Genomic DNA, 25013 nt, shown 5'->3' with positions numbered 1-25013 from the left:
GCCGGTGCGCGGCTACTGCGGGGTCACGTAGGCGCCGGAGATCCCGCCGTCCACGAGGAAGGTGTTCGCGGTCATGAACGAGGAGTCGTCACTGGCCAGGAAGGCCACCGCCGCCGCGATCTCGCTCGGCTCGGCGAACCGGCCCAGCGGGATGTGCACCAGGCGCCGCGCCGCCCGCTCCGGGTCCTTGGCGAACAGCTCCTGCAGCAGCGGGGTGTTGACCGGGCCGGGGCACAGCGCGTTGACCCGGATCCCCTCCCGGGCGAACTGCACGCCCAGTTCGCGCGACATCGACAGCACCCCGCCCTTGGAGGCGCTGTAGGAGATCTGCGAGGTGGCCGCGCCCATCACCGCGACGAAGGAGGCGGTGTTGATGATCGAGCCCTTGCCCTGGCGCTGCATGTGCGGGATCGCGTACTTGCAGCACAGGTAGACGCTGGTCAGGTTGACGTCCTGGACCCGCTTCCAGGCGTCCAGCCCGGTGGTGAGGATCGAGTCGTCCTCGGGCGGGGAGATGCCGGCGTTGTTGAAGGCGATGTCCAGGCGGCCGTACTCGGCCACCGCCGCCTCGTACATCGCCTTCACCGCCTCCTCGTCGGTGACGTCGGCCCGCACGAAGAGCCCGCCGACCTCCGCGGCGGCGGCCTTGCCGCTGTTCTCGTCGAGGTCGACGCAGACGACCTTCGCTCCCTCGCTCGCCAGGCGCCGGGCGCTGGCCAAGCCGATGCCGCTGCCGGCGCCGGTGATCACGGCCACGCGGCCGTCGAGACGGTTGGTCATCTGTTTACTCCTCCGTGGAGATGAAGACGTTCTTGGTTTCGGTGAAGGCGTTGAGCGCGTCGGGGCCGAGCTCACGGCCCAGGCCCGACTGCTTGAACCCGCCGAACGGGGTCGAGTAGCGCACCGAGGAGTGCGAGTTGACCGACAGGTTGCCGGCCTCCACCCCCTGGGCCACCCGCAGCGCCCGGCCCAGGTCGCGGGTCCAGATCGAGCCGGACAGGCCGTACTCGGTGGCGTTGGCGATCCGCAGCGCGTCCGCCTCGTCGGTGAACGGCAGTACGGCGACCACCGGGCCGAACACCTCCTCGGTGAAGACCCGGGAGCGCTCGTCCACCGGCGCCAGCACGGTGGGCGGGAACCAGAAGCCCTTGCCGTCGGGAACCGTGCCCTGCAAGTGAACTGACACATCGTCAGTCAGGTAGGAGGAGACCCTGGCGTGGTGCGCGGCCGAGATCAGCGGTCCCATCTCGGTCTCGGGCAACCGCGGGTCGCCCACCTTCACGCCGCGCACGGCCGGCTCCAGCAGCGCCAGGAACTCCTCCAGCACCTCGCGCTGGACCAGGATCCGGGAGCGCGCGCAGCAGTCCTGGCCCGCGTTGTCGAAGACGGCGTACGGCGCGCTGGCCGCCGCCTTGGCGAGGTCGGCGTCGGCGAAGACGATGTTGGCGCTCTTGCCGCCGAGTTCCAGCGTGACGGGCTTGACCTGCTCGGCGCAGCCGGCCGCGATCTCCTTGCCGACCCTGGTCGAGCCGGTGAAGACGACCTTGCGGACGTCGGGGTGGGTCACGAAGCGCCGGCCGACCACCGGGCCGTGCCCCGGCAGCACCTGGAACACGCCCTCGGGCAGGCCTGCGGCCAGCGCGAGTTCGGCCAGCCGCAGCGCGGTGAGCGGGGTCAGCTCGGCGGGCTTGAGCACCACCGTGTTGCCCGCCGCCAGCGCCGGGGCCAGCGCCCAGGCCGCGATGGGCATCGGGAAGTTCCACGGCACGATGACGCCGACCACGCCGAGCGGTTCCTGGAAGGTGACGTCGATGCCGCCGGCCACCGGGATCTGCCGGCCGAAGAGCCGTTCGGGCGCGGCGGCGTAGTACTCGATCACGTCACGGGCGTTGCCCGCCTCCCAGCGGGCGTTGCCGATGGTGTGACCGGCGTTGGCCACCTCCAGCTGGGCCAGGTTCTCGCGGTCGGCGTCCACGGCGGCGGCGAAGGCCCGCAGCAGCCGGGCCCGGTCCGCCGGGGCGACGCGGCGCCAGCTCTCGAAGGCGGCCTTGGCCCGGGCGATGGCGGCGTCCGTCTCGGGTACTCCGGCCATCGCCACCGTCTCGATCACCTCCTCGGTGGCCGGGTTGACCACCTCGAAGCGGTCGGCGAGCTGGGCAGTGGTCACGCGCTCTTCTCCTCAAGGGTGTTGGTTGACGTTCCGCGGAGCCTGGAGGTCCCGGTCAGGGTGTCGACGAAGGAGCGGAACAGCCGGGGGTCTGCCGGATCCGCCTCGGGATGCCACTGCACGCCCAACGCGAAGCGGGCGCCGGGCAGTTCGATGGCCTCCACGGTGCCGTCCGCACTCCAGGCCACCGGGCGCAGGTTCGCGCCGATCCGGTCGACCGCCTGGTGGTGGTAGCAGAGCACCTCGGTGCGCTCGCCGAGGATCGCGCCGAGCCGACTGCCCCGGGAGACCCGCACCGGGCGGCGGTTGAAGGTGGCGGGCGCCACCTGGTGGCCCTGCTCACCGATCCGGTCCGGCAGGTGCTGGACAAGGTCGCCGCCGAGCGCCACGTTGAGCACCTGCATGCCCCGGCAGACCCCGAGCACCGGCAGGTCCGCCGCCAGCGCGGCCCGCAGCAGCTCGAACTCCCAGGCGTCCCGCTCCCGGTGCGGCGCGCCGGTGTGCGGGTCGGGCTCGGCGTCGTAGCGGTCGGGCGCCACATCGGGGCCGCCCGCCAGGACCAGCCCGTCCAGCCGGTCGAGCAGGCCGCAGGCGAGGCCCCGCACGGGCTGCGGCGGCAGCAGCACCGGCACGGCACCGGCGGCGGTGACCGCGTCGACGTACAACTGCGGGATCAGCGCGGCCGGTTGCTGCCAGACACCCCAGGCGGCCTGCTCCAGGTAGCTGGTGATCCCCACCAGCGGCGCGCCGCTCACAGCCGCTCGAATCCGCGCCGGCGCTCCCAGTCGGTCACCGCCGACTCGAAGGCGGCCAGCTCCACCCGCCCGGCGTGCGTGTAGTGGCGCACCACGTCCTTGCCGAAGGCCAGCGCGGCGACCTCGCTGGCCTCGAAGGCGGCCACCGCCTCGCGCAGCGTGGCGGGCACCCTGGGCGCGTCGGAGACGTAGGCGTTTCCGGTGAACTCCGTCTCCAGTGCGAGCTGTTGCTCCACGCCGTGCAGGCCTGCCGCGATCAGTGCGGCGACCGCCAGATAGGGGTTGACGTCGCCGCCCGGCACCCGGTTCTCGAAGCGCAGCGAGGAGCCGTGGCCGACCACCCGCAGCGCGCAGGAGCGGTTGTCGCGCCCCCAGGCGATCGCGGTGGGCGCGAAGCTGCCGGGCACGTAGCGCTTGTAGGAGTTGACGGTCGGCGCGAGCAGCAGCGCGAAGTCCGCCAGACAGGCCAGTTGGCCGGCCAGGAAGTGCTCCATCAGCGGGGAGAAGCCGTGCGCCCCCTCCCCCGCCATCACCGGGGCACCCGCCTCGTCGCGCAGACTCAGGTGGATGTGGCAGGAGTTGCCCTCGCGCTCGTTGTACTTGGCCATGAAGGTCAGGCTCACCCCCTCCTGCGCGGCGATCTCCTTGGAGCCGGTCTTGTAGACCACGTGGTCGTCGCAGGTCCGCAGCGCGGCGTCGTACTTGAAGGCGATCTCGTGCTGCCCGAGGTTGCACTCGCCCTTGGCCGACTCCACCGTGAGCCCGGCGCCGGACATCTCCCGGCGCAGCCGGCGCAGCAGCGGCTCGATCCGCGCGGTGCCCAGGATCGAGTAGTCCACGTTGTACTGGTTGACCGGGGTGAGCTGCCGGTAGTCCTTGTCCCAGGCCTGCTCGTAGCTGTCCCGGAACACGATGAACTCCAACTCGGTTCCCACGTAGGCCTGCCAGCCGTACCCGGCGAGCCGGTCCAGCTGCCGCTGCAGGATCTGCCGGGGCGAGACGGAGACCGGGGTGCCGTCGTGCCGCGCCAGGTCGCACTGCACCATCGCAGTGCCCGGGTGCCAGGGGACCATCCGCAGCGTCCCGAGATCGGGCACCATGGTCAGGTCGCCGTAGCCGTCCTCCCAGGAGGAGACCTCGTAGCCGTCGACGGTGTTCATCTCGACGTCCACCGCGAGCAGGTAGCCGCAGCCCTCGGCGGCCTGCCCGAGCACGTCGGTGAGGAAGTACTCGGCGTCCAGCCGCTTGCCCTGCAGCCGGCCCTGCATGTCGGTGATGGCCAGCACGACGGTGTCGATGCTTCCGTCCGCGACGCGGGCCCGGAGCTGATCCAGCGTCAGCCTGGTGCTGCTCGTCATCCGGTCTCCTCCTGGGGAGTTGGGGTGGTGCTCGGGTCGGGAACCGCTTCGGTCGGGTCGCCGGGGGCGGGCGCGTCGTGGATGCGCGGACCGGTGAACCAGCGGCGCGCCGAGGCGAACCACCAGACGGCCGCGAACCCGAGCACCACCGCGATGGCGACGCTGGTGTAGTTGAAGTTCTTGACGGTGATCGGGCTGAGCGTGGGGAGCATGAAGAGCACGGTGATCAGCGCGGTCCAGCCGACCGCGGCGATCCCGATCGGCCGGCTCCAGCGGCCCAGGTGCCAGGGGCCGCGCTGGAACGCCTCGCCCTGGCGCAGCCGCAGGTAGACCGGGATCACATAGGCGAGGTAGAGCCCGATCACCGAGACCGAGGTGACGGCGGCGAAGGCGGTGGTGTTCCACAGCGCGGGCAGCCCGAGCAGGAAGGCGCCGCCGGTGCCCAGCCAGATCGCGTTGTTGGGGGTCTGGGTGCGCGGGTCGATCCGGTGCCAGAGCCGCGAGCCAGGCAGCGCACCGTCGCGCGAGAATGCGTACACCATACGGGAGTTGGCGGTGACCGAGGCCATCCCGCAGAAGAACTGGGCGCCGATCACGATCACCAGCAGGAACTCGGCCCCGTTGCGGCCGATGGCGTCCAGGAAGATCTGCGCGGGCGGCTCGCCGGTGGGGCTGTTCACCTCGCCGTTGTAGTCCTGGATCGCGAAGGTCAGGCCGATCAGCAGGATCCAGCCGGCCACCAGCGAGACCAGGATCGAGTTGACGATGCCGCGCGGCCCGGAGCGGGCCGCGTCCCTGGTCTCCTCGGTCATGTGCGCGGAGGCGTCGTAGCCGGTGAGCGTGTACTGGGCGAGCAGCAGGCCGAGCATGACCACGTAGAAGGAGCTCTGGAAGCCGGTCTGGTTGACGAAGTGCCCGAAGACGAAGGAGACCGAGGCGTGGTGCTGCGGCAGCAGCGCCAGCATGCCGACGATCAGCAGCACGCCCAGCAGGTGCCACCAGACGCTGACCGTGTTGAAGATCGCGACCAGCCGGACGCCGAAGCTGTTCAACAGCCCGTGCAGCAACAGGATCACCGCGAAGATCTCGATCGTGTGCTCCGGCGTGGCGCTGAGGCCGAACCGCAGGTCGAGCAGCGCGTTGGTGAAGGTGGCCGCGCCGTAGTCGACGCTCGCGGTGACCGCGACCTGGCCCATGAAGTTGCACCATCCGGTGAACCAGCTCGCCGCGGGCGCGTTGCCGCGCGCCAGTTTGGCCGCCCAGTAGTACAGGCCTCCGGCGGTCGGGTAGGCGGAGCAGATCTCGGCCATCGCCAGGCCCACGCAGAGCGTCATGGCACCGACCACCGGCCAGCCCCAGGTGATCAGCGCGGGGCCGCCGGTGACCATGCCGAAGCCGTAGAGGGTCAGGCAGCCGGACAGGATCGAGACGATCGAGAAGGAGACGGCGAAGTTCGAGAATCCGGAGAGCGAGCGGGCCAGCTCCTGGGTGTAGCCCAGCTCGCGCAGCCGTTGTTCGTCCTCGGAAATCGCGGCGCCGGAGGATTCGGCAGTGGCTTCGGTGGAAACGACGGTGGAAACATCGGAGGAAAGCGCGTGCAACACAGGTGGGGGAACCTGGTTGACGGGTGACTGCTCGGAGGTCATGCGCGCCCCTTGGGGGTTCGGTGGGGGATCCGAAACGTGCGCCCACGGCACTGTGGTCGTCAATGGCCCGGAACCAGACCATTGGCGTACCGCGCATGATTCCGACTCCGCCGTCACCGCGTCAAGAGGGACCGCCGCATTGTGGACCGCCACCCCCGCCGGGCAGCGGGCCTGGGCATCCGCCGATCATCACGGCTCGCACCTCGGTACGATTTCCGGGTGGAGCTTGCAGGCGACCGCGATCCGCGGATGGACTGGCAGGGCGGCGCGATCTTCCGCCCCGTCAGGACCGGCAACGCCTTCGAGGAGACCGTCGAGCGGATCCTGGAGGCGGTGAAGCTCGGCGTCTTCGGCTACGGCGACCGCCTGCCCGCCGAGCGCGAGCTGGCCGTGCGCCTCGGCATCAGCCGCGAGACGCTGCGCGAGGCGATCCGCTCGCTGCAGGAGGCGGGCTGCGTGGAGTCCCGGCGGGGCCGCTACGGCGGCACCTTCGTCACCTACCGGCTGCCCGCCCCGGACCTCGGCCAACTGCGCCGCGCCGTCCAGGACATGGGTACTGAGCTGGAGGACGCCCTGACCTTCCGGATGGTACTGGAGACCGGCGCCGCCGAGCAGGCCGCCCGGCGCGGGCTGAGCGCGGACCAGTGCGCCTACCTGGAGCTGCGGCTGGCCGAGCTGGAGGGCGCCGACATCGAGGAGTACCGCCGCCTCGACTCCCGCTTCCACCTGGCGATCGCCGAGCTGACCGGCTCGCCCTCGCTGGCCGCCGGGGTGGCCGAGAGCCGGATGCGGCTCAACGACCTGCTGAACGCGATACCCGTGCTGGAACGCAACATCGAGCACGCCAGCGTGCAGCACCGCGCGATGGTGGAGGCGATCCTGGCCGGTGACGTCGCGGGGGCGCGCCGCTCGACCGAGGAGCACCTGGCGGGCACCGCCGCACTGCTGCGCGGCTTCCTCGGCTGACGCCGCCGCCGACGCGGACGTGGACGCAGACGGCGGACGTGGACGCAGACGCGGACGTGGACGCAGACGGCGGACGTGGACGCAGACGCGGACGTGGACGCAGACGGCGGACGTGGACGCAGACGCGGACGTGGACGCAGACGGCGGACGTGGACGCAGACGCGGACGCCGACCTCGGGCCCCGGCAGCGGGCCCCAGTGGCGGGCCCCGGCGGCCGGACCGGGCACGGACTACGGCGCGGGCGCGGTGTTGACCGTCTTGTCGGAGTCGTTCCCGCTCTGTGCGAAGTCGGCGGTGACATGGCCGGCCAGCCCCAGCACCAGGAAGGCCACCAGCAGCGCCTTGCCCGGCCCGCCCAGCACCAGCGGCCGGGTGGCCGAGACCGGCGGCTCCTCCCCCGGCGCCGGCCACTCCTCGCCGAAGAGGTACTTCGGGTAGGCGGAGGTGAGCATCAGCACGTAGGCGTTGAACCGGAAGCGGTAGCGCACGAAGGCCGCCGTGGCCTCGAAGACCGGCCGCGGCAGCCGCCCCAGGACCAGCGCCAGCAGCCAGATGAAGAAGGAGAGCACCACCCAGCCGGCGCCCAGCAGACTGTTGATGACGGCCGCCGGGATCATCAGGATCAGCCGGAAGAGGACGGCCAGCCGGTTCAACCGTCCCGGCCGCACCTGCACCAGCACCGGGAAGTCGGGGCGCTGCCGCAACGAGAACGGCGGATACCGGTCGATCAGCAGGGTCCCGCTGGCCGTCACCCGGGTGTCGTAGCCCAGGTAGCCGGTCAGGTACCGGGCGATCGGAGCGGGCAGCTCGGCGGTGACGAGCGCGGCGAACCAGCCGATGACGGCCGCGAAGAAGGCGATCACCGACAGCACCCACAGCACGATCGCCTGCGGCACCAGCAGGAGCCAGCGGAAGAGGATGGTGAGCCGACGCTGCCGCCCGGGCTCCGGGATGTCCAGGATCGGCAGGAACTCCGGCGGGCCGGGCGCCACCGGCATCGTCCAACCACCCGGGCCAGGCGTCTGGGCCATCGCGTGCTCCTTCGATTCGCGGCTGACTCCTCCTCAGCACCCTGGCAGCCGGGCCGCCGTCCGGCATCTCCACGGCGCCGGACGGGGTGCCCGCGGCGGGCGCGGCGCACGCAGCCCTCGGGCTTCACCCAGCGGGCCTCATTTCTGGCTGATGGCCAACGCGCTGATCGCCGTCGAGGGCCGGCTGCGCGAGCAGGCCGACGCCGCCGGCGACCGGCTCTGGCGCGACTACCTGGTGGCCGGCCGCCGCCAGGAGACCGCCGAGGTGGTCACCTTCGTGGTGCGTCCGCTGGACGGCGGCCCGCTGCCCGCGCTGCGGCCCGGACAGTACGTCTCGGTGCAGGTGGTGCTGCCGGACGGCGCACGCCAGATACGCCAGTACAGCATCTCGGGGCGCACCGACGACGCGCTCTGCTTCAGCGTCAAGCGGGTCGCCGCCGCGAGCCCCGAGGGCCCGGCCGGGGAGGTGTCGAACCACCTGCACGACCACGTCCAGGCCGGCCCGGGTGCTGCGGCTGAGCCCGCCGTTCGGCGATGTCCAGCTGGACGAGGACGGCGAGGGGCCGGTGCTGCTCGTCTCCGCCGGGATCGGCTGCACGCCGATGATCGGCATGCTCGACCACCTGGCCGCCACCGGCGCCACCCGCCAGGTGATCGCGGTGCACGCCGACCACAGCGAACAGACCCACGCCTTCCGCGAGACGCTGCGGCAGCTCACCGGGAAACTCGCCAACGCCAGCGCGGAGGTCTGGTACGAGCAGCCCGTCGGCGCGTGGCCCGCCGAGCGCACCGGGCGGATCGACCTGAGCACCCTCGCGCTGCCCACCGGCCTGACCGCCTACCTCTGCGGCCCGCTGCCGTTCCTGCGTGCCGCCCGCGCGCAGTTGCTCGCCGCAAAGGTCCCCGCGGCCGACATCCACGACGAGGTCTTCGGCCCCGACCTGTGGCTCGGCGAGCAGTCCTGACGGGCCATCACTTCGGCTCGCCGATCCAGGACATCCGTTCCGTGGAGCGGAACTCCCCCGGCGTGCGGCCGGTCTCGCGCAGGAAGAACTTGCCGAAGTTGGTCGGCTCGCCGAAGCCCACCCGCCGGCCGACCGCCGCGACCGGCAGATCGGTGTGGACCAGCAGGCGGCTGGCCTCCAACACCACGCGCTCCTCGATGAGTTGCTTGGCACTGCGCCCGGTGGCCGCCTGGCAGGCGCGGTTCAGGGTGCGCGGCGCCCAGCCGAGCCGGTCGGCGTAGTCCTGGGCCCGGCGCGTCTCGGCGAAGGAGCGCTCCAACTCCGCCTGGAACCGGCGCAGCACGGAGTCCGCCGGCAGGCCCGGGCCCGCAGCCGGGGTGCACCTGGCCAGCCGGACCAGCAGCCCGGCGAGCAGAAGCCGCAGCAGCTCGACGGTCAACTCACCGCCGGACGGCAGGCGTTCGTACTCGGCAAGCACCTCGGCGGCGGCACCGGCGAGCGGCGCGTACTCGGCCGGGGCGAGCGACCAGAGAGCGGCGGCCGGCGCCTGGAGCAGCGCGTCGACCTGCCCGGCCGCGCCCGACGCACCGAAGGCCGGGACGAAGGCCGGGGTGAAGAGCAGCACCGTCGCGTCCAGCCTGGCCGGCGCACCGTCCCGCGCGGTCGGCAGGCGCTGCAACTGCCCCGGGCGCACCCACAGCACGGTACCGGCCTGGCACGGGTGGGCGACGAAATCGACCATCGCCATGCCCTCGCCCCCGGTCACCAGGATCAGCTGGTGGAAGTCGAGCCGGCTGACCGGCCGGAACCGTCCCGGCTGCAGACGGCCGGAGAGCTCGGCATAGCTCAGCGCCTCGAGACCCAGCCGGGGGCGGCGCGGATTGTCGTAGCCGATCTCGACGACATCGGCGGCTTGTCCAGTTCTGACCATGATGAGGCCTCACCCTACCTCGCCCGCAGCACCCCCGGCGGCCGAAGCTCGGGTGGCGACGAGAACACCTCGCCGCCGGACCACCCACGCACCAGAACAGGAAGGCGACCGCACCATGCCCTTCGCCGCGATCGACCGCCGACGCTTCCACTACCAGGACACCGGCGGCCCCGGCCCGGTCGTCGTCCTGAGCCACGGCAACCTGATGGACCACTCCATGTGGCAGGCCCAAGTCGCCGCCCTGCGCGATGAGTTCCGCTGCATCAGCTGGGACGGGCGACTGCACGGGCGCACCGAGGACGACGGCGCGCCGCACGACTACTGGGACTCGGCGCGCGACCTGCTCGCCCTGCTCGACCACCTCGGCGTCGAGCAGGCCGCCCTGGTCGGCCACTCCCAGGGCGGCTTCCTCTCGCTGCGGGCCGCGCTGCTGGCGCCCGGCCGGGTGCGGGCCCTGGCCCTGGTGGACAGCGCGGCCGTGGCCTGGCCGACCCCGGCGCTGGCCCAGATGGCACTGGTGGCCGAGGGCTTCCGGGCCGGCGGCCCCGAGGCGGTCGCTCCCGAGTTGCTGGGCCTGCTGCTCGGACCGCGCGACCGGCACCCCGATCTGCACCGCACCTGGCTGGCCGGCTGGCAGCGCCAGCCGCGCGAGCGGCTGGCCACGGCGGTCGGCGTACTGATGGGCGTGGACGACCTGGCCGCCCGGCTGTCGGAGATCAGCGCGCCCGCCCTGGTGATCCACGGCGAGGCCGACCAGCCGGTACCGCTCGACCTCGGCGCAATGATGGGCGAAGTCCTGCCCGGCGCCCGGCCGTTGGTGACGATCCCGGGCGCGGGCCACACCCCGCCGCTCACCCACCCGGAGCCCGTGAACCTCGCCCTGACCGCCTTCCTGCACAGCCACGCACACCCGACGGCAGACGCGGCAGGCTGACCGGCTACCGGCGAACAGCTCACCGGTCCCGCTATGGTGACAGTCAGCACGGGTTCAGTCACTCCTGGTCGCCAGAAGAGTCGGAACGGGTTCCGGCTGCGCGACGACTGCGCCCGTGCGCTGTCCTGTTCCGGGTACTGAGGAGGCGTCACATGGCGAAGGCGAAGTTCGAGCGGACCAAGCCGCACGTCAATATCGGCACCATCGGTCACGTCGACCACGGCAAGACCACACTGACCGCGGCGATCACCAAGGTGCTCCACGACGCCCATCCGGACCTGAACCCGTTCACGCCGTTCGACGAGATCGACAAGGCGCCCGAGGAGCGGCAGCGCGGTATCACCATCTCCATCGCACACGTCGAGTACCAGACGGACGCCCGGCACTACGCCCACGTCGACTGCCCGGGCCACGCGGACTACATCAAGAACATGATCACCGGCGCGGCCCAGATGGACGGCGCGATCCTGGTGGTGGCCGCGACCGACGGCCCGATGCCGCAGACCAAGGAACACGTCCTGCTGGCCCGCCAGTCCGGCGTCCCGTACATCGTCGTGGCGCTGAACAAGGCCGACATGGTGGACGACGAGGAGATCATGGAGCTCGTCGAGCTGGAGGTCCGCGAACTGCTCAACGAGTACGAGTTCGACGGCGACAACACCGCGGTCGTCAAGGTGTCCGCCCTCAAGGCCCTGGAGGGCGACAAGGAGTGGGGCCAGAGCGTGCTGAACCTGATGAACGCCGTGGACGAGAACATCCCCCAGCCCGAGCGCGACACCGACAAGCCCTTCCTCATGCCCGTCGAGGACGTCTTCACGATCACCGGCCGCGGCACCGTGGTGACCGGCCGGATCGAGCGCGGGGTCCTCAAGGTCAACGAGACGGTGGACATCATCGGGATCAAGACCGAGAAGACCACCACCACGGTCACCGGCATCGAGATGTTCCGCAAGCTGCTGGACGAGGGCCAGGCCGGCGAGAACGTCGGCCTCCTGCTGCGCGGCATCAAGCGCGAGGACGTCGAGCGCGGGCAGTGCATCATCAAGCCCGGATCGGTCACCCCGCACACCGAGTTCGAGGCCACCGCCTACATCCTGTCCAAGGACGAGGGCGGCCGGCACACCCCGTTCTTCAACAACTACCGCCCGCAGTTCTACTTCCGCACCACGGACGTCACCGGGGTGGTGACCCTGAAGGAGGGCACCGAACTCGTGATGCCGGGCGACAACGTGGAGATGCACGTCAGCCTCATCCAGCCGGTCGCGATGGAGGAGGGCCTGCGCTTCACCATCCGCGAGGGCGGTCGCACGGTGGGCGCCGGCCAGGTCACCAAGATCACCAAGTAGGCGTACCACGGCGCCACCCCGGGCCCCTGCTCGCGCGCACCCGGCGCGTGAGCGGGGCCCGTACCGCGACCGGCTCAGTCCTCCAGTGACTCGCGGATCCGCCGCGAGGGGCTGAAGGCGTAGAGGTCGAGGACGCCCGGCGGCTCCACCGCGCCGGGACCGCCGGCCGCCACCCAGGCGGCGATGTCCCGGGCCGCCTCCTCATCGTTGACCTGCCCCAGCCAGACCGGACGCCTACCGGCCCGCCGGCCCTGCGGCGAGGGCTGTATGACGATCACGTTCGCCCGCTCACAGGCGTCCAGGCAGCCGACCGGACGCACCTCGGCCACCCCGGCGAGCGCCGCGCGCAACCCGGTCAGCTGGGCCGCATGGTCGAGACCCGGCACCTTCTCGGGCGTGCCGCAGCAGCACCCCCGGCACACCGTGACGGTGCAGCGCCCCGTCCCGCCGCGGCCTGCTGCCGCACCCTCCGCACCACTTCGCCGCCTGCTCACCCGGGCACGGTACCCCAGCCGGGGCAGAGTCGATCAAGCCCCGGCCCAGGGCCTTTCTCACGAAAGGCCCTGGCCCCGCCGCCAGCGGCCCTTCCGCACCCGGCTCCAGAACCAGCCCGCCGGCGGTCGGTCGGAGCGCCAGGGCTCCGGCTGCGGCGGCTCGCGGCGCCAGCGCGCGGCGAGCATCCGGGCCCGCCCGGACGGCTCGACCACCGGCGCGGAGCGGACGAACGCCTCGTCCAGCTCCACCGCGTCCCAGTCGTCCGCCGGTCCGGTGCCGTCCTCGGGCCCCTCGGACGGCGCGTCCGCGTTGCTCATCGACCCACCACCCGTGCTCGTTCCCCTGCTGCGCCCGTCTGTGGCTATCAACGCGCGACCGCCCCGCGCAGTGCCCGCAGACCGTTTGCCGGGCCGGGAGCGGCGGGCTACCCGACGTTCTGCCGGGCTCCGGTCTCGTCCGAGCGCCGGATCGCGTCCAGCAGCCGGTGCAGACGCACGCCGTCCTCGAAGTCCGGCACCGTGCGCCCACCCGTGCGCAGGTCGGCGGCGAGCTGCGCGTACTGCCGCGCCACATGGAAGCCCTGCTGCCCGACCGCCGCCGGGTCGAGGGCGAAGTAGTTCTCGGGGACGGGCAGTTCGGCCAGCTCCCGACCCGGCTCGGTGGCCCCGAGCAGGCGCAGCTCGCCGATCTGCAGACCCATCGGACCGGCCGGACCGGTGGTGACCAGAGCCAGGTCCCCCCGGGTGCCGGAGAGCTCGATCCGGGTGCGCGGGGTGGCGATCCTGCCCTCCTGGATGTGCGCGCTGAGCAGCCCGCCGCCGACCAGCGTGCCGTGCAGCACCAGCTCGTCGGGGCTGGTGACGGCCACCTCGGCACCGGTCTCCGCGACCCGCAGGACGGGCTGCCGCACCGCCATGGTGGCCGAGACCCGCTCGATGTCGCCGACCAGCTGCCGCACCGCGTCCAGCGTGTGACCGCCGGCCACCTCCAGCGTCCCGGCGGCCGTGGCGCGGTCCAGGGTGTACACCGCCCACTCGGGCAGCTCGCCGCCCGCCCCCTTGGGCTTGGTCGCGTGGACGGTCACCGCCTTGAGCTCGCCGAGGTAGCCGTCGGCGATCAGCCGGCGGGCGTGCTCGAGCGCGGGCGCCGACCGGGCCTGGAGCCCGAGTGCGGCGTGCACCCCCGCCGCCGCGGCCGCCTTGGCCAGCTGCTCGGCCTCCTCGGTGGTGCGGCCGAGCGGCCACTCGCAGTAGACGTGCTTGCCCGCGGCCAGCGCCGCCGAGACCAGCGCCAGGTGCGCGGGCACCCGGACGGTGACCACGACCAGGTCGACCTCGGGGTGCTCGGCCAGCTCGCGCGGATCGGCGAAGGCGTGCCGGACCCCGACGTGCTCGGCAGCCGCCCGGGCGCTCTCGATCCGGCTGGTGCCCACCGCGGTGATCTCGTAGTCGGGCAGCGCGCGCAGCGCGGGAATGTGCGCCCGGGTCGCCCAGCCCTGCTGCGGATTCACACCGATGATCCCGACCCGGATCGGCTTCGCAACCATGCCTGTCGCTCCCCTTCGAACAGCAAAACGGACAACTGCTGTCCGCTTCTCTGACTCTAGCTAACCGGACAGAGCTGGTCCAGTTATTGCTAGAATCCGGTCATGCCAAGGTCCAGCAGCGCCGTCGAACGCCTGATCGCCGACCCGGCGGGCCGTCAGCCCCGCGCCGACGCGCGGCGCAACGTGGAGCGCCTGGTGGTGGCCGCGCGGACGGCGATCGCCGAGATCGGCGCGGACGCCTCCGCGCACGAGATCGCCGCCCGGGCCGGGGTCGGCATCGGCACCTTCTACCGGCGGATCCCCTCCCGCGAGGCGCTGCTGCTCGCCGTACTGGAGGAGGTGCTCGACTCGATGGCCGAGGCCGGCGACCGGGCGCTCGCCGAGCCCGACCCCTGGCGGAGCCTGGCCGACTTCGCCCTCGCCTACGTCGGGCTGCGGGCCGAGAGCACCGGACTCTGCGAGGCGCTCGGCGGAGCGCGCGCGGAGGAGCTCGCCCGGGCCCTGGCGGCGCTGCGCGAGCGCTTCCGCCTGCTGGTGGAACGCGCCCAGGGGGCCGGCGAGATGCGCGCGGACATCGCCTGGCAGGACGTCCCGTTCCTGCTCGCCTCGGTGACCGGCGGCGAGCGGACGCTGGGCCTGCAGGCGACCAGCGACCAGTGGCGGCGCACGCTGCAGGTCCTGCTCGACGGGCTGCGCACCAGCGCGCCCAGCCCACTGCCGGGCACCGCGCCGAGCTGACCGGCCGCAACGGCATCACGCAACGCGGCCGGGCCGGGCAGCGGAAGTCTCGACAACCTGTCCCACGCCCCGCCGGCACCCGTACCAGGGCCCGTTCCGATCGCGTCAGGATCCGGCGCCCCGTCAGCCGCCGCTCCCGGCGAGCACGCCGCGCAGCCGCGCCAGCCGCTCGCGCCAGCGCTCCTCCTCGCCGGAGTCCGCCCACAGTTCGGCGAGCTCGCACTCCGGCAGGCCGACCCGGTCCAGCACCCGGACGGCCAGATCGGCCAGCTCCGCACCGACCAGCGGGATCGGCGACTTCGGCCCGTACGCCGGATCCACCGGCTCGCCGCCCGGACACTGCGCGGCCACCAGGGCGGCGGCGGCCACGGCCTCCGCCGCCTCGTCGCTCTCCAGGTAGCCCGGCACCAGCGCCTGCTCCAGCGCCGCGCGCAGCAGGCCGGTGCGACGTTCGGGAACGGCGGCGTCCAGCCGGCCGGCGAAATCCGCGGCGGTGTCGTTGTCGAACGGGCCGGCGTCCCAGGTACCCATGACTGCGCTCCTTGTTCGAGTGTTCACCGACCACCCTGGCAGCGGCCACTGACAATCGCGGAGAGCACCGACCGGATACCGGTCACCCGAGCCGTTCGACAGTCGATCCGTTCGACAGTCGATCCGGACGGCCGGCCCGGCCGGCCCGGGGTCACACCATCCGGCGCGGCGCCGCACCCGGCGGCTTGGCGAGCACGGTGAACCGGATCCCGGCCGTGCGCAGCCGCTCGATCAGCGCCGTACCCATCGCCGCCGCCGGCGTCACCTGACCGGCCGTCACCGGCAGTTCGTCGAAGGCCAGGCAGAGCGCCGCCTCGCCCAGGATCTTCGCCGTCTCGGTGTAGCCCGGGTCGCCCCCGCTCACCTCGGTGTAGACCCGGGCCCCGCCGCTCTCCGCGACGAACCTGACGGTGAACCAGGACTTCGCCCGCTGCGCGACGCTCGGCCCCTGTCCGGGCTTGAGCAGCGCGCCCAACGCCTTGCGGGTGAACGGGAGCTGGGCTGCCGCCAGCACCGCCGCGATGCCCGCGCTGCCACCGAGCGCGACCGCCAGGTGCTTGACGGCGGCGTAGTGCCGGTAGCGGAAGTCCGGGCCGTAGTCGTCCAGCGCGGCGGCCGAGCGCCCGACGACCTGCGCGTCGATGGTCGGCAACGGCCAGGCCCAGGCCCGCGCCTCGGGCGACCAGCGCGGCCGGTCCGGAGTGACCTGGATCCGCCGGCCCACCGGGCGGTCCTCCACCGCCTGCCGCTCCCGGGCCGCCCGCGCCATCGCCCGCGGACGGGACATCGCGACGAGCGCGGAGGCGAAGGTGCCGCCCGAGAAGCTGCCGCCGGCGCGGACGAAACCGCTCACCGAGACCGGGAGGTCCTTGGTGGCGATGGGCAGCCGGCCGAGGGTGAAGAGCACCCCGAGGTCGTACGGGACCGAGTCGAAGCCGCAGGTGTGCACCAGCCGGGCACCGGTGGCCCTGGCCCGCTCGTGGTGCAGCAGGTACATCCGGTCCACGAACTCGAACTCGCCGGTCAGGTCGAGGTAGTCGGTGCCGGCGTCGGCGCAGGCGGCGACCAGCGGCTCGCCGTGGCGCAGGTAGGGCCCGACGGTGGAGACGACCACCCTGGCCGAGCCGGCCACCTCGCGCAGCGCCGCCCGGTCGGCGGCATCCGCGGTGAGCAGTGGCAACTCGGCCGACCCGGGGTCGATGGCGGCGAGTTCGTCCCGCACCTGGCGCAGCTTGGCCGGGTCGCGGCCGGCCAGCGCCCAGCGGCAGCCCTCGGGCACCGCGCGGGCGAGGTACTCGGCGGTCAGCCGGCCGGTGAAGCCGGTGGCGCCGAAGAGGACGAGATCATAGGGGCGATCGGAGTCCATGACTGATCCCTACTGGCCGGTAGTCGAGCGGCTCACGCTAGGGACCGTACCGCCGGGGTGTCAATGCGCCGTTCAGGCCCCGGCGGTACGGCCCCGGCCGGAACGCGTCCAGTCGAGCAGCCGCTCCACCGGCCAGGTGGTGACCACCCGTTCCGCGGGCACTCCGGCCTGCGCGGCCCGCACGCACCCGTGGTCCTGCCAGGTCAGCTGGCCGGGGGCGTGCGCGTCGGTGTCCAGCGAGAAGAGGCAGCCCGCCGCCTCGGCCTGGCGCAGCAGGCGCAGCGGCGGATCCAGCCGCTCGGGGCGGGAGTTGATCTCCACGGCCGTGCCGTGCTCGGCACAGGCCGCGAAGACCTGCGCCGCGTCGAACTCCGACTCCGGGCGCGGCTTGTCACCGAGCAGCCGCCCGGTGCAGTGGCCGAGCACGTCGACCAGCGGGTTGGCGACCGCGGCCAGCAGCCGCCGGGTCATCGGCCCCGCCGCCATCCGCAGCTTGGAGTGGACGGAGGCGACCACCACGTCCAACTCGGCCAGCAGCTCGGCCTCCTGGTCGAGCGAACCGTCGTCCAGGATGTCGCACTCGATCCCGGTGAGCAGCCGGAACGGCGCCAGTTCGCGGTTCACCTCGGCCACCACGTCGAGCTGTTGGCGCAGCCGCTCGGCGCTCAGGCCACGGGCCACGGTGAGCCGGGGCGAGTGGTCGGTGAGCACCGCCCACTCGTGACCGAGGTCGCGGGCGGTGCGGGCCATCAGCTCGATCGGGCTGCCGCCGTCCGACCAGTCGGAGTGGAGGTGGCAGTCGCCGCGCAGGGCGGCGCGCAGGGCGGCGGCCGCGGGGTCGAGCTCGGCCAGCGGGGCGGCGGCCCGCTGCTCCAGCTCGGCCAGGTAGTCGGGGGTGCGGCCGTCGCGCGCCTGGCCGACCACGGCGGCGGTGACCGGCCCGAGCCCGGGCAGTGCGGCCAGCCCGGCGGTGGTGCGGGGCAGCTCGGTCCTGGACCGCAGGGTGTCGGCCGCCCGGCGGAAGGCCTGGACCCGGTAGGTGGAGGCGTGCTCCCGCTCCAGCAGGAAGGCGATCCGTTCCAGGGCCGCGATCGGGTCCGTCGGGTCGGTCATCCGCCCATCATCGGACGGGTCCTCCCGCGCGCCGTCCACGACGCGCCGGGCCGCGGTGGGCGCGGGCTGCCACCATCGGTGCCATGCCCGACCCCACCGCCACCGTGACCGAGGTGGCCGGCCGCCGACTGCGGCTGACCCATCTGGACCGCGTGCTCTATCCGCGCACCGGCTACACCAAGGCCGCCGTGCTGCGGTACTACACCCTGGTGGCGCCCGCGATGCTGCCGCAGCTGGCCGGGCGCCCGGCCAGCTTCCTGCGCCTGCCGGAGGGGGTCGAGGGGCAGCACTTCTGGGCCAAACGGGTCCCACCGGGCGCCCCGGCCTGGGTGACCGCCCTGGAGGTGCGGCACCGCCAGGAGACCATGCGGCAGGCCGTGGTGGCCGACCTGCCCACGCTGCTCTGGGCGGCCAACCTGGGGTGCCTGGAGTTCCACGTCCCGCAGTGGCGCGCGGAACCGGACACCCACGACCGGCTGATCATCGACCTGGATCCCGGCGAGGGGACGAGCGTCGTCGAGTGCTGCCGGGTCGCACTCGCCGCGCGCGAGCTCCTCGCGGCGGACGGGCTGGACTGCTGGCCCAAGACCACCGGGAGCAAGGGCCTGCACCTGAGCGTGCCCCTGGTGCCCGCGCCCGCCGAACGGGTGCAGCACTACGCCCGCGACCTCGCCGGGCGCCTGCGCCGGGCGCTGCCGGAGCTGGTGGTCGACCAGATGACCAAGCGGCTGCGCACGGGCCGGGTCTTCGTCGACTGGTCGCAGAACAACAGCGCCAAGACCACGGTGGCCGCCTACTCGCTGCGTGCCCGCCCCGAGCCGACCGTCTCCGCACCGCTCGACTGGCGCGAGGTGACCGAGTGCCGGCGCCCCGAGCAGCTGGTCTTCACCGCCGACCAGGTGGTGGCGCGGCTGACCGGGACGGGTGACCGGCACGCCGGCCTCACCGACCCCGCCCGGGCCCACCAGCTGCCGCCGAACGGGTGAGGGACGGGGGCGTGCGTCAGGAGACCGCGCGGAGCCTGCGCTTCTTCGCGCCCTTGCCCGCGCCCTGGAGGGCTTCGAGCAGTTGGTCCCGCGTCATCGAGGACCGGCCGGCGATGTCGCGCTCGGTCGCCAGCTGGTAGAGCTGCGCCTTGCTCAGCCCGTCCAGCCCGGCCGACGGCTCGTCCGGCTCCTGCGCCGCCCTGCCCTTGCCCTTGCTCTTCGCGGCGGGGCTCTTCGCGGCGGGGCTCTTGGCGGCGGGCGCGGCGGCCGGCTCCGGCTCCTCGCTGCCGGCCTGCTTCAGGCTGCGCTCCAGGACCGCCATCAGGTCGACCACATTGGTGGACTCCGGCGCGGGTGCGGCGGTGACCACCTCCTTGCCCGCCAGCTTCGCCTCGACCAGCTCGCGCACCTGCTCGGTGTAGCTGTCGTGGTAGTCGGCCGGATTCCACTCGGCGCTGAGCATCTCGATCAGCTGGCGGGCCGCCGCCAGCTCCTTCTCGGAGGGCTCGGCCACCGTCTCGGGCAGGTTGTCGATCTCCTGGTGCGGATCACGCACCTCCTCGGCGTAGTGCATGGTCTGCAGCACCAGCACGTCGCCCTCCACCCGCACCGCCGCCAGGTACTGCTTGCCGCGCATCACGAAGGTGGCCAGCCCCGCCCGGTTGGTGTCCGCCAGCGCGCGGTGCAGCAGCCCGTAGACCCGCGCGTACTCCTTGCCGCGCGGCCCGAGGTAGTACGTCCTGTCGAAGTAGATCGGGTCCACCTCGGCCAGGTCCACGAAACCGCTGATCTCGATGGACTTGGACCGTCCCGGTGAGATCTGCTCCAGCTCGGCGGGCTCCAGCACCACGTACTCGCCCTCGGCCAGTTCGAAGCCCTTGACCACCTCGCGGAACTCGACCTCCTCACCGGTCCGCTCGTTGACCCGCTGGTTGCGCACCCGGTCGGAGGTCCCGCGCTGCAGCTGGCGGAAGTGCACGGAGTGGTCCTCGGTCGCCGAGTACAGGCCGACCGGTACGGTGACCAGTCCAAAACTCAGCGTGCCCGTCCAGATCGGCCTGGCCATCGCCACCACCTCCTTGCCTTCACCGGGCCTCCAAGTATTTCACCGGATCATCAAGCATGCCGCCGAGCGGACCCGGTCGGCGGAACCTCCCGCGGGGCCCCGCGCAGTAGCCTGGCGCGGTTGCGAGCCGGGAGGGGAGAACCGCCGATGGGTGCGTTGGGCCAGCTGCTGCGAGCCGACCAGGGCCTGACCCGCTGGTGGGACCGGCAGGCGCCACAGGACGCCTGGCCGACCGGGGTGCGGCTGCCCGAGGCCGGCCAACTGCCGGGGCGACTGCTGGACCTGACGGTGCCGCACGAGGACATCAACCCGTTGCTGGCCGCCTGCGCGCTCACGGCCGGGGAGCCGGTCGCCGGCCGGCTGGTGGAGCGCTGCGCCGCACGACTCGTCCGGGAGATCGGCACGGTGGGGCGGCCAGCGCCCGAGCCGCCGCCACTGCCCCCGCTGCCGCCGGGGCTCGCGGCGTTCGGCCGCTGGTTCCCGGTCCTGGTCCATCTGACCGCACTCCCCCACACCCGCGCCTACCACCGGCAGCGCGGCATCCCCGTGGAGGTCTCCCGGCACACGCTCGCCGATCTCGGCCGCACCATGGCCCTGCACCGGCGCCGCCACGGCACCGGCGGCCTGCTGCACCCGCACTGGTTCGCGCACCACGTGCGCGGGGAGCTCTACCAGCTGGGGCGGCTGCAGTTCGAGCGCACCCGGCTCGGCGGGCGCTGCGGGCAGTCGGTCGCGGCCGCGGGGCTGCCGTACGGGCCGGGCACCCCCAGCCTGGCGATCCACATCCCGGACCACCTGGGCCCGTTGACGCCCGCCGCCTGCGAGGACGCGCTGGCGCGGGCCCGCGCGTTCTTCCCCCGGCACTTCCCCGAGCAGCCGCTCACCGTCGCCACCTGCCACTCCTGGCTGCTCGACCCGCAGTTGCGCGGCTACCTGCCGGCCGGCGCCAACCTGCTCCGCTTCCAGGACCGGTTCCACCCGTGCTACGAGCAGACCGAGCCGGACGACACCGCGCCGCTCGTGTACGTCTTCGGCACTCCCGACCCGCCCCTCGACGCACTGCCCGCGAGCACCACCCTGGAGCGGGCCCTGGTCGACCACCTGCGCGCCGGCGGCCACTGGTACGGCGGCAACGGGTGGCTGGAACTCTGAGGCGACGCCTACCTGTTCAGGCCTCCAACCTGCGCACCCGTTCCTCGTCCCCCGTGCGCGGGCAGGTGATGCAGGTGTCGGCCGGGCGCACCACGTAGTAGAGGCAGCAGCCCAGCCGGGTGCGCGTCAGGTGCTCGGCGCCGCCGCTGCCCGCCAGGCGCCGGAAGTCGGCCGAGCCGACCATCGGCGCCGTGCCGCCGGGCAGCAGCTCCGCGGCCCGCGCCACCGCGTCCTCCTCCCGGCCGAGTTCGCGGCCCAGGTACCAGAGCGCGGAGACCAGGTCGTCGGTGACCATCCCCCACAGCGCACGGCTGCCGCGCTTGGCGACCGGACGGAAGGCTGCCAGCACCGGCTCGGCGTGCTCCGCCACCGCCGCGCGCAGCTCCGCGCGCAGCTCGGACCCGCCCGGCACCACCCGCACACCCGCCACGCCCCGGGCCGCCGGATCGTCGGACAGGCAGGCGAAACCGCCGGGCCGGAAGGCCAGTTCACCGCTGTGCGGCGCGATCCACAGCTGATCGGCGCCGAGCACGGGGACCCGGCGCTCCAAGTACCAGGGCCCGACGGCGAGCAGGCAGACCGACCAGAGGTAGTGGTGCAGCAGGCGGGCGGCCGACACGTGCGGGGGCACCGCGCAGCCGTGGTCGGCGCGGATCCGGCGGGCCTCGCCGGCGACCAGCTCGTCCATCCGCTGCGCGAAGTCGCGGGCCGCGACCCAGCCGGTCGGCTCCGGCGCCGACCCCGGCCCGCCCTCCTCGCACACCCGCACCCGCAGCGCCGGACAGTCGGCGTTCAGCTGCCGGCAGGCGTCGGCGAGGAGCTCGGGGGCCGTACGGGGCGTCAACCCCGGGGGCACCATCAGCGTTTCGACCATCGCGAGAACTCCCCGTCAGATTCGGATCTTCAGAGTAAGGTAAGGCTCACCTTATAGGCGAGCTTGACTTTCTTAGGTTTGCCTAACCTAATATTGATCTCGTGTTGAGAATCGACCTGCCGGCCCCCGCCGGCCCGGCCCAGCGCTCGTCGGCACCCCGGCAGACCCTGCTGTTCGCCCTGAGCCTCGCTGTCCTGCTGCTCTGCCTGGCAGCGAGCCTGGCGCTGGGCTCGCGCTCGGTCCCGCTGTCCACCGTCCTCGACGCGCTGAGCGGCTCGGCCAAGCCGACCGACACCGGCGCCCAGGTGGTGACGGGCCTTCGGGTGCCGCGCACGGTGCTCGGACTGGTGGTCGGCGCGGCGCTCGGCGCGGCCGGCGCCATCGCGCAGGGCGCCACCCGCAACCCGCTGGCCTCACCCACCACCCTGGGCATCAACGCCGGCGCGAGCTTCGCGGTGGTCACCGCCATCTACGCGCTGCACCTCCACCAGCCCGTCCAGTACGTCTGGTTCGCCGTGGCCGGTGCGACGGTGGCCGCGCTGGCCGCGCACGCGATGGCCCGGCAGACCGGCGATCTCGACCCGACCAAGCTCGCGCTCGGCGGTACCGTGCTGGCCGCGGTGCTGACCTCCTGGACCTCCGCGCTGATGCTGTTCAGCCGCCGGACTCTGGACGAGGCGCGGTTCTGGCTGGTCGGCTCGCTGGACGGGCGCGGGCTCGACGTGCTGACGCCGGTGCTGCCGCTGCTGGTCCTCGGCCTGGTGCTGGCGATCGCCGTCGCCCCGGCGCTCAACGCGCTCGCGCTCGGCGACGAGGCCGCCCAGGCGCTGGGCGTGCCGGTGGCCCGGATCCGCGGCGCCGCCGGGCTGAGCGTGGTGCTGCTGGCGGCCGGCGCAGTGGCGGTGGCGGGGCCGATCGCCTTCGTCGGCCTGGCCGCCCCGCACCTGTGCCGCCAGGTGTTCGGCAACGACCACCGGCTGCTGCTGCCCGGCTGCCTGATCGGCGGTCCGATCCTGCTGCTGGCCGCCGATGTGCTCGGGCGGCTGGTGATCCGCCCCTCCGAGCTGGAGGTCGGCATCGTCACCGCCTTCCTCGGCGCCCCGCTGCTCGCCCTGCTGGCCCGGCGGGCCGCCCGATGACCACGACCCCGACCTCGCCCACCCGCCCCGCACCGCGCGGCGCCCGGGTCCGCCGGCGCCGGCGCACCCTGCTGATCTGCCTGCTGGCGCTGGCCCTGCTGGTGGTGCTCACCGCGGTCGGCCTGAGCACCGGCGAGGTGTCGATCCCGCCGCTGACCGCGCTGCGCGCGCTGTTCGGCTTCGGCGACTCTGGCGACGTCCTGGTGGTCCAGCAGTTCCGGGCGCCCCGGGTGCTGGCCGCGCTGATCGCCGGCGCCGGACTGGCCGTCTCCGGCGCACTGCTGCAGCGGCTCTTCCGCAACCCGCTGGCCTCGCCCGACGTGGTCGGGGTCACCGGCGGCGCCTCGTTCGGCGCGGTGCTGCTGCTCGCCCTGGGCGCCTCCCAACTCCTCGTGCCGCTGGCCGCGCTGGGCGGCGGACTGATCGCCGCCGCACTGCTCGGCGCCTTCGCCTGGCGCTCGCGCGCCGCGGTGGGGCGGCTGGTGCTGGTCGGGCTCGCGGTGCAGTCGGGGCTGGCGGCGGCGGTGAACCTGATGATCGTCCGCTTCCCGGCCGAGCTGGCCTCCTCCGCGCTGCAGTGGACCACCGGTTCGCTCTACGGGCGGACCTGGACGGAGATCTGGGTCGGCGGCGGCGCGATCGCGATCGCACTGACCGCGGTCCTGCTGCTGGACCGCCGGGTGGCGGTGCTGGACCTGGGCGACGACTCGGCCGGCGGCCTCGGCCTGCGCCCCGACCGGGCCCGGCTCCAGCTGCTGCTGCTCGCCATCACCCTCGCCTCGCTGGCGGCCGCGCTCACCGGCCCGGTCGGGTTCGTGGCGCTCGCGGTGCCGCACCTGGTGCGGTTCCTGGCCGGCCCGCCCACCCCCGCGACGCTCGCGCTGTGCGGGCTGCTCGGCGCCGTCCTGCTGCTCGGCGCCGACCTGACGGTGCTGCACCTGCTGCCCGTGGCCGGCCTGCCGGTCGGCGCGATGACCGCCACCCTCGGCGCCCCCTGGCTGCTGGTCCTGATGATCCGTCAGGGCCGACCGATGAACCGGAGTACCCGATGAGCCTGCTCGCCCCGCCGTCGACGGAGCACCCCAACCAGCTCGCCGCGCAGGGCCTGAGCCTGCGCTACGGAGCACGCACCATCGTCGACGGCCTGGATCTGACGCTGCCCGGCGGCGCGGTGACGGCCGTGGTCGGCCCCAACGCCTGCGGCAAGTCGACCCTGCTGCGGGGCCTGGCCCGGCTGCTCGACCCCGCGGGCGGCACCGTCACGCTGGACGGCTCGGACCTGCACCGGATGCCCGCCCGGGCGCTGGCCAAGCGGATGGGCCTGCTGCCCCAGCAGCCGGTCACCCCCGAGGCGATCACCGTCGAGGCGCTGGTCCGGCTCGGGCGCTACCCGCACCAGCGGCTGCTCAGCCCCTGGTCGGCCGCCGACCAGGCGGCCGTGGAGGCGGCGCTGGAGCGCACCGGCACCGCCGCGCTGCGCGACCAGCCGGTCGACCAGCTCTCCGGCGGGCAGCGCCAGCGGGCCTGGATCGCCCTGACGCTGGCCCAGGACACCGAGCTGCTGCTGCTGGACGAGCCCACCACCTTCCTGGACCTGCGCCACCAGCTCGACGTGCTCGACCTGGTCGCCCGCCTGCACGAGGAACTCGGCCGCACCGTGGTCATGGTGCTGCACGACCTGGGCCAGGCCGCCCGCTACGCCGACCACCTGGTCGTCCTGCACGACGGCCGCCTGGCCGCCGCCGGACCGCCCGCCGAGGTGCTCGACGCCGAGCTGGTGGAGCGCGTCTTCCAGGTGCCGTGCCGGGTCATCCCCGACCCCGAGACCGGGACGCCGCTGGTGATCCCGCGCGCCCGGGTCACCGCCGGCTGATCCCCCACAACGACCGACCGCCCCTTCCCCCTCGC

The 25013-nt window shown here is 73.4% G+C and carries 26 protein-coding genes; 10 read left to right on the top strand and 16 right to left on the bottom strand.

From position 1 onward, the window contains the following. Window positions 1–12: 12 nt before the first annotated feature. From OG500_RS32295 to OG500_RS32275, 5 genes are all read right to left on the bottom strand, one after another. Window positions 13–780 (bottom strand): 3-oxoacyl-ACP reductase, encoded by a 768-nt coding sequence (locus OG500_RS32295; RefSeq protein WP_327070370.1) that lies wholly within the window; start codon window positions 778–780, stop codon window positions 13–15. Between the two features lie 4 nt (window positions 781–784). Next, on the bottom strand, window positions 785–2092 hold the full coding sequence (locus OG500_RS32290; protein WP_442789378.1) for an aldehyde dehydrogenase family protein: 1308 nt from the start codon (window positions 2090–2092) through the stop codon (window positions 785–787). 71 nt (window positions 2093–2163) lie between these two features. Further along, window positions 2164–2922 (bottom strand): gamma-glutamyl-gamma-aminobutyrate hydrolase family protein, encoded by a 759-nt coding sequence (locus tag OG500_RS32285; RefSeq protein ID WP_329585257.1) that lies wholly within the window; start codon window positions 2920–2922, stop codon window positions 2164–2166. Continuing rightward, window positions 2919–4280, bottom strand: a complete 1362-nt coding sequence (locus OG500_RS32280) for a glutamine synthetase family protein (protein ID WP_329585254.1) — start codon at window positions 4278–4280, stop codon at window positions 2919–2921. The genes OG500_RS32285 and OG500_RS32280 overlap by 4 nt, the downstream gene beginning before the upstream one ends. Then, on the bottom strand, window positions 4277–5926 hold the full coding sequence (locus OG500_RS32275; RefSeq protein ID WP_329585251.1) for an amino acid permease: 1650 nt from the start codon (window positions 5924–5926) through the stop codon (window positions 4277–4279). The genes OG500_RS32280 and OG500_RS32275 overlap by 4 nt, the downstream gene beginning before the upstream one ends. A gap of 249 nt (window positions 5927–6175) precedes the next feature. Between OG500_RS32275 and OG500_RS32270 the strand changes: the two genes are divergently transcribed. Next, window positions 6176–6892, top strand: coding sequence for a FadR/GntR family transcriptional regulator (locus OG500_RS32270; protein WP_442789377.1), 717 nt, complete (start codon window positions 6176–6178; stop codon window positions 6890–6892). Window positions 6893–7122: 230 nt separating this feature from the next. Here the strand turns inward: OG500_RS32270 and OG500_RS32265 are convergent, their stop codons facing one another. Together OG500_RS32265 and OG500_RS32260 are read right to left on the bottom strand one after the other, a co-directional pair. Further along, window positions 7123–7923, bottom strand: coding sequence for a DUF4389 domain-containing protein (locus tag OG500_RS32265; RefSeq protein WP_329585248.1), 801 nt, complete (start codon window positions 7921–7923; stop codon window positions 7123–7125). A 228-nt stretch (window positions 7924–8151) separates the two neighbouring features. Then, window positions 8152–8349 (bottom strand): hypothetical protein, encoded by a 198-nt coding sequence (locus OG500_RS32260; RefSeq protein ID WP_329585245.1) that lies wholly within the window; start codon window positions 8347–8349, stop codon window positions 8152–8154. Window positions 8350–8429: 80 nt separating this feature from the next. Between OG500_RS32260 and OG500_RS32255 the strand changes: the two genes are divergently transcribed. Further along, a complete protein-coding gene (locus OG500_RS32255; protein WP_329585243.1) occupies window positions 8430–8888 on the top strand; it encodes a hypothetical protein in 459 nt (152 codons plus the stop codon). Between the two features lie 7 nt (window positions 8889–8895). Here OG500_RS32255 and OG500_RS32250 read toward each other — a convergent pair whose 3' ends face one another. Next, window positions 8896–9819 (bottom strand): helix-turn-helix domain-containing protein, encoded by a 924-nt coding sequence (locus tag OG500_RS32250; RefSeq protein ID WP_327070362.1) that lies wholly within the window; start codon window positions 9817–9819, stop codon window positions 8896–8898. A 115-nt stretch (window positions 9820–9934) separates the two neighbouring features. Between OG500_RS32250 and OG500_RS32245 the strand changes: the two genes are divergently transcribed. Together OG500_RS32245 and tuf are read left to right on the top strand one after the other, a co-directional pair. Beyond that, window positions 9935–10753 carry an alpha/beta fold hydrolase gene (locus tag OG500_RS32245; protein WP_329585238.1) on the top strand — a complete coding sequence of 273 codons (819 nt, stop codon included), beginning with the start codon at window positions 9935–9937 and terminating at the stop codon, window positions 10751–10753. A 152-nt stretch (window positions 10754–10905) separates the two neighbouring features. After that, window positions 10906–12099 (top strand): elongation factor Tu, encoded by a 1194-nt coding sequence (gene tuf / locus OG500_RS32240; RefSeq protein ID WP_327070360.1) that lies wholly within the window; start codon window positions 10906–10908, stop codon window positions 12097–12099. Window positions 12100–12173: 74 nt separating this feature from the next. Here tuf and OG500_RS32235 read toward each other — a convergent pair whose 3' ends face one another. The 3 genes from OG500_RS32235 to OG500_RS32225 form a co-directional block, all read right to left on the bottom strand. Beyond that, window positions 12174–12593, bottom strand: coding sequence for a (2Fe-2S) ferredoxin domain-containing protein (locus tag OG500_RS32235; RefSeq protein ID WP_329585235.1), 420 nt, complete (start codon window positions 12591–12593; stop codon window positions 12174–12176). Window positions 12594–12650: 57 nt separating this feature from the next. Beyond that, a complete protein-coding gene (locus tag OG500_RS32230) occupies window positions 12651–12911 on the bottom strand; it encodes an SGM_3592 family protein (protein WP_329585232.1) in 261 nt (86 codons plus the stop codon). Between the two features lie 107 nt (window positions 12912–13018). Continuing rightward, window positions 13019–14140, bottom strand: a complete 1122-nt coding sequence (locus OG500_RS32225) for a Gfo/Idh/MocA family protein (RefSeq protein ID WP_329585231.1) — start codon at window positions 14138–14140, stop codon at window positions 13019–13021. Between the two features lie 102 nt (window positions 14141–14242). Between OG500_RS32225 and OG500_RS32220 the strand changes: the two genes are divergently transcribed. Next, window positions 14243–14878, top strand: a complete 636-nt coding sequence (locus OG500_RS32220; protein ID WP_329585229.1) for a TetR/AcrR family transcriptional regulator — start codon at window positions 14243–14245, stop codon at window positions 14876–14878. 123 nt (window positions 14879–15001) lie between these two features. Here OG500_RS32220 and OG500_RS32215 read toward each other — a convergent pair whose 3' ends face one another. The 3 genes from OG500_RS32215 to OG500_RS32205 all read right to left on the bottom strand — a co-directional run bounded on the left by OG500_RS32215 (window position 15002) and on the right by OG500_RS32205 (window position 17888). Further along, window positions 15002–15409 carry a DUF4259 domain-containing protein gene (locus OG500_RS32215; RefSeq protein WP_329585227.1) on the bottom strand — a complete coding sequence of 136 codons (408 nt, stop codon included), beginning with the start codon at window positions 15407–15409 and terminating at the stop codon, window positions 15002–15004. A 151-nt stretch (window positions 15410–15560) separates the two neighbouring features. Next, on the bottom strand, window positions 15561–16775 hold the full coding sequence (locus tag OG500_RS32210; RefSeq protein WP_329585224.1) for a saccharopine dehydrogenase family protein: 1215 nt from the start codon (window positions 16773–16775) through the stop codon (window positions 15561–15563). Window positions 16776–16847: 72 nt separating this feature from the next. Beyond that, window positions 16848–17888, bottom strand: coding sequence for a PHP domain-containing protein (locus OG500_RS32205; protein ID WP_329585222.1), 1041 nt, complete (start codon window positions 17886–17888; stop codon window positions 16848–16850). 83 nt (window positions 17889–17971) lie between these two features. On the opposite strand from OG500_RS32205, the gene ligD reads away from it, so the two are divergent. Then, window positions 17972–18874 (top strand): non-homologous end-joining DNA ligase, encoded by a 903-nt coding sequence (ligD, locus tag OG500_RS32200; RefSeq protein ID WP_329585220.1) that lies wholly within the window; start codon window positions 17972–17974, stop codon window positions 18872–18874. A gap of 16 nt (window positions 18875–18890) precedes the next feature. Here the strand turns inward: ligD and ku are convergent, their stop codons facing one another. Next, window positions 18891–19940: a non-homologous end joining protein Ku gene (ku, locus tag OG500_RS32195; RefSeq protein WP_329585217.1), complete on the bottom strand. Its 1050-nt coding sequence runs from the start codon at window positions 19938–19940 to the stop codon at window positions 18891–18893. 147 nt (window positions 19941–20087) lie between these two features. Here ku and OG500_RS32190 point away from each other — a divergent pair, with 147 nt between their 5' ends. Next, window positions 20088–21092, top strand: a complete 1005-nt coding sequence (locus tag OG500_RS32190) for an acyltransferase domain-containing protein (protein WP_329585214.1) — start codon at window positions 20088–20090, stop codon at window positions 21090–21092. Window positions 21093–21108: 16 nt separating this feature from the next. Here the strand turns inward: OG500_RS32190 and OG500_RS32185 are convergent, their stop codons facing one another. After that, a complete protein-coding gene (locus OG500_RS32185; RefSeq protein WP_329585211.1) occupies window positions 21109–21966 on the bottom strand; it encodes a (2Fe-2S)-binding protein in 858 nt (285 codons plus the stop codon). 110 nt (window positions 21967–22076) lie between these two features. Here OG500_RS32185 and OG500_RS32180 point away from each other — a divergent pair, with 110 nt between their 5' ends. Genes OG500_RS32180 through OG500_RS32170 form a run of 3 tightly spaced genes read left to right on the top strand, consistent with a single transcriptional unit; the run spans window position 22077 to window position 24978 of the window. Continuing rightward, a complete protein-coding gene (locus OG500_RS32180; RefSeq protein ID WP_442907155.1) occupies window positions 22077–23105 on the top strand; it encodes a FecCD family ABC transporter permease in 1029 nt (342 codons plus the stop codon). Then, window positions 23102–24157, top strand: a complete 1056-nt coding sequence (locus OG500_RS32175) for a FecCD family ABC transporter permease (RefSeq protein ID WP_327070348.1) — start codon at window positions 23102–23104, stop codon at window positions 24155–24157. The genes OG500_RS32180 and OG500_RS32175 overlap by 4 nt, the downstream gene beginning before the upstream one ends. Then, window positions 24154–24978: an ABC transporter ATP-binding protein gene (locus tag OG500_RS32170; RefSeq protein ID WP_327070347.1), complete on the top strand. Its 825-nt coding sequence runs from the start codon at window positions 24154–24156 to the stop codon at window positions 24976–24978. The genes OG500_RS32175 and OG500_RS32170 overlap by 4 nt, the downstream gene beginning before the upstream one ends. Window positions 24979–25013 lie beyond the last annotated feature (35 nt).

It is taken from the genome of Kitasatospora sp. NBC_01250 (assembly GCF_036226465.1).
In the GTDB taxonomy this organism is placed as follows: domain Bacteria; phylum Actinomycetota; class Actinomycetes; order Streptomycetales; family Streptomycetaceae; genus Kitasatospora.
This window is presented reverse-complemented; position numbering and strand designations above follow the sequence as displayed.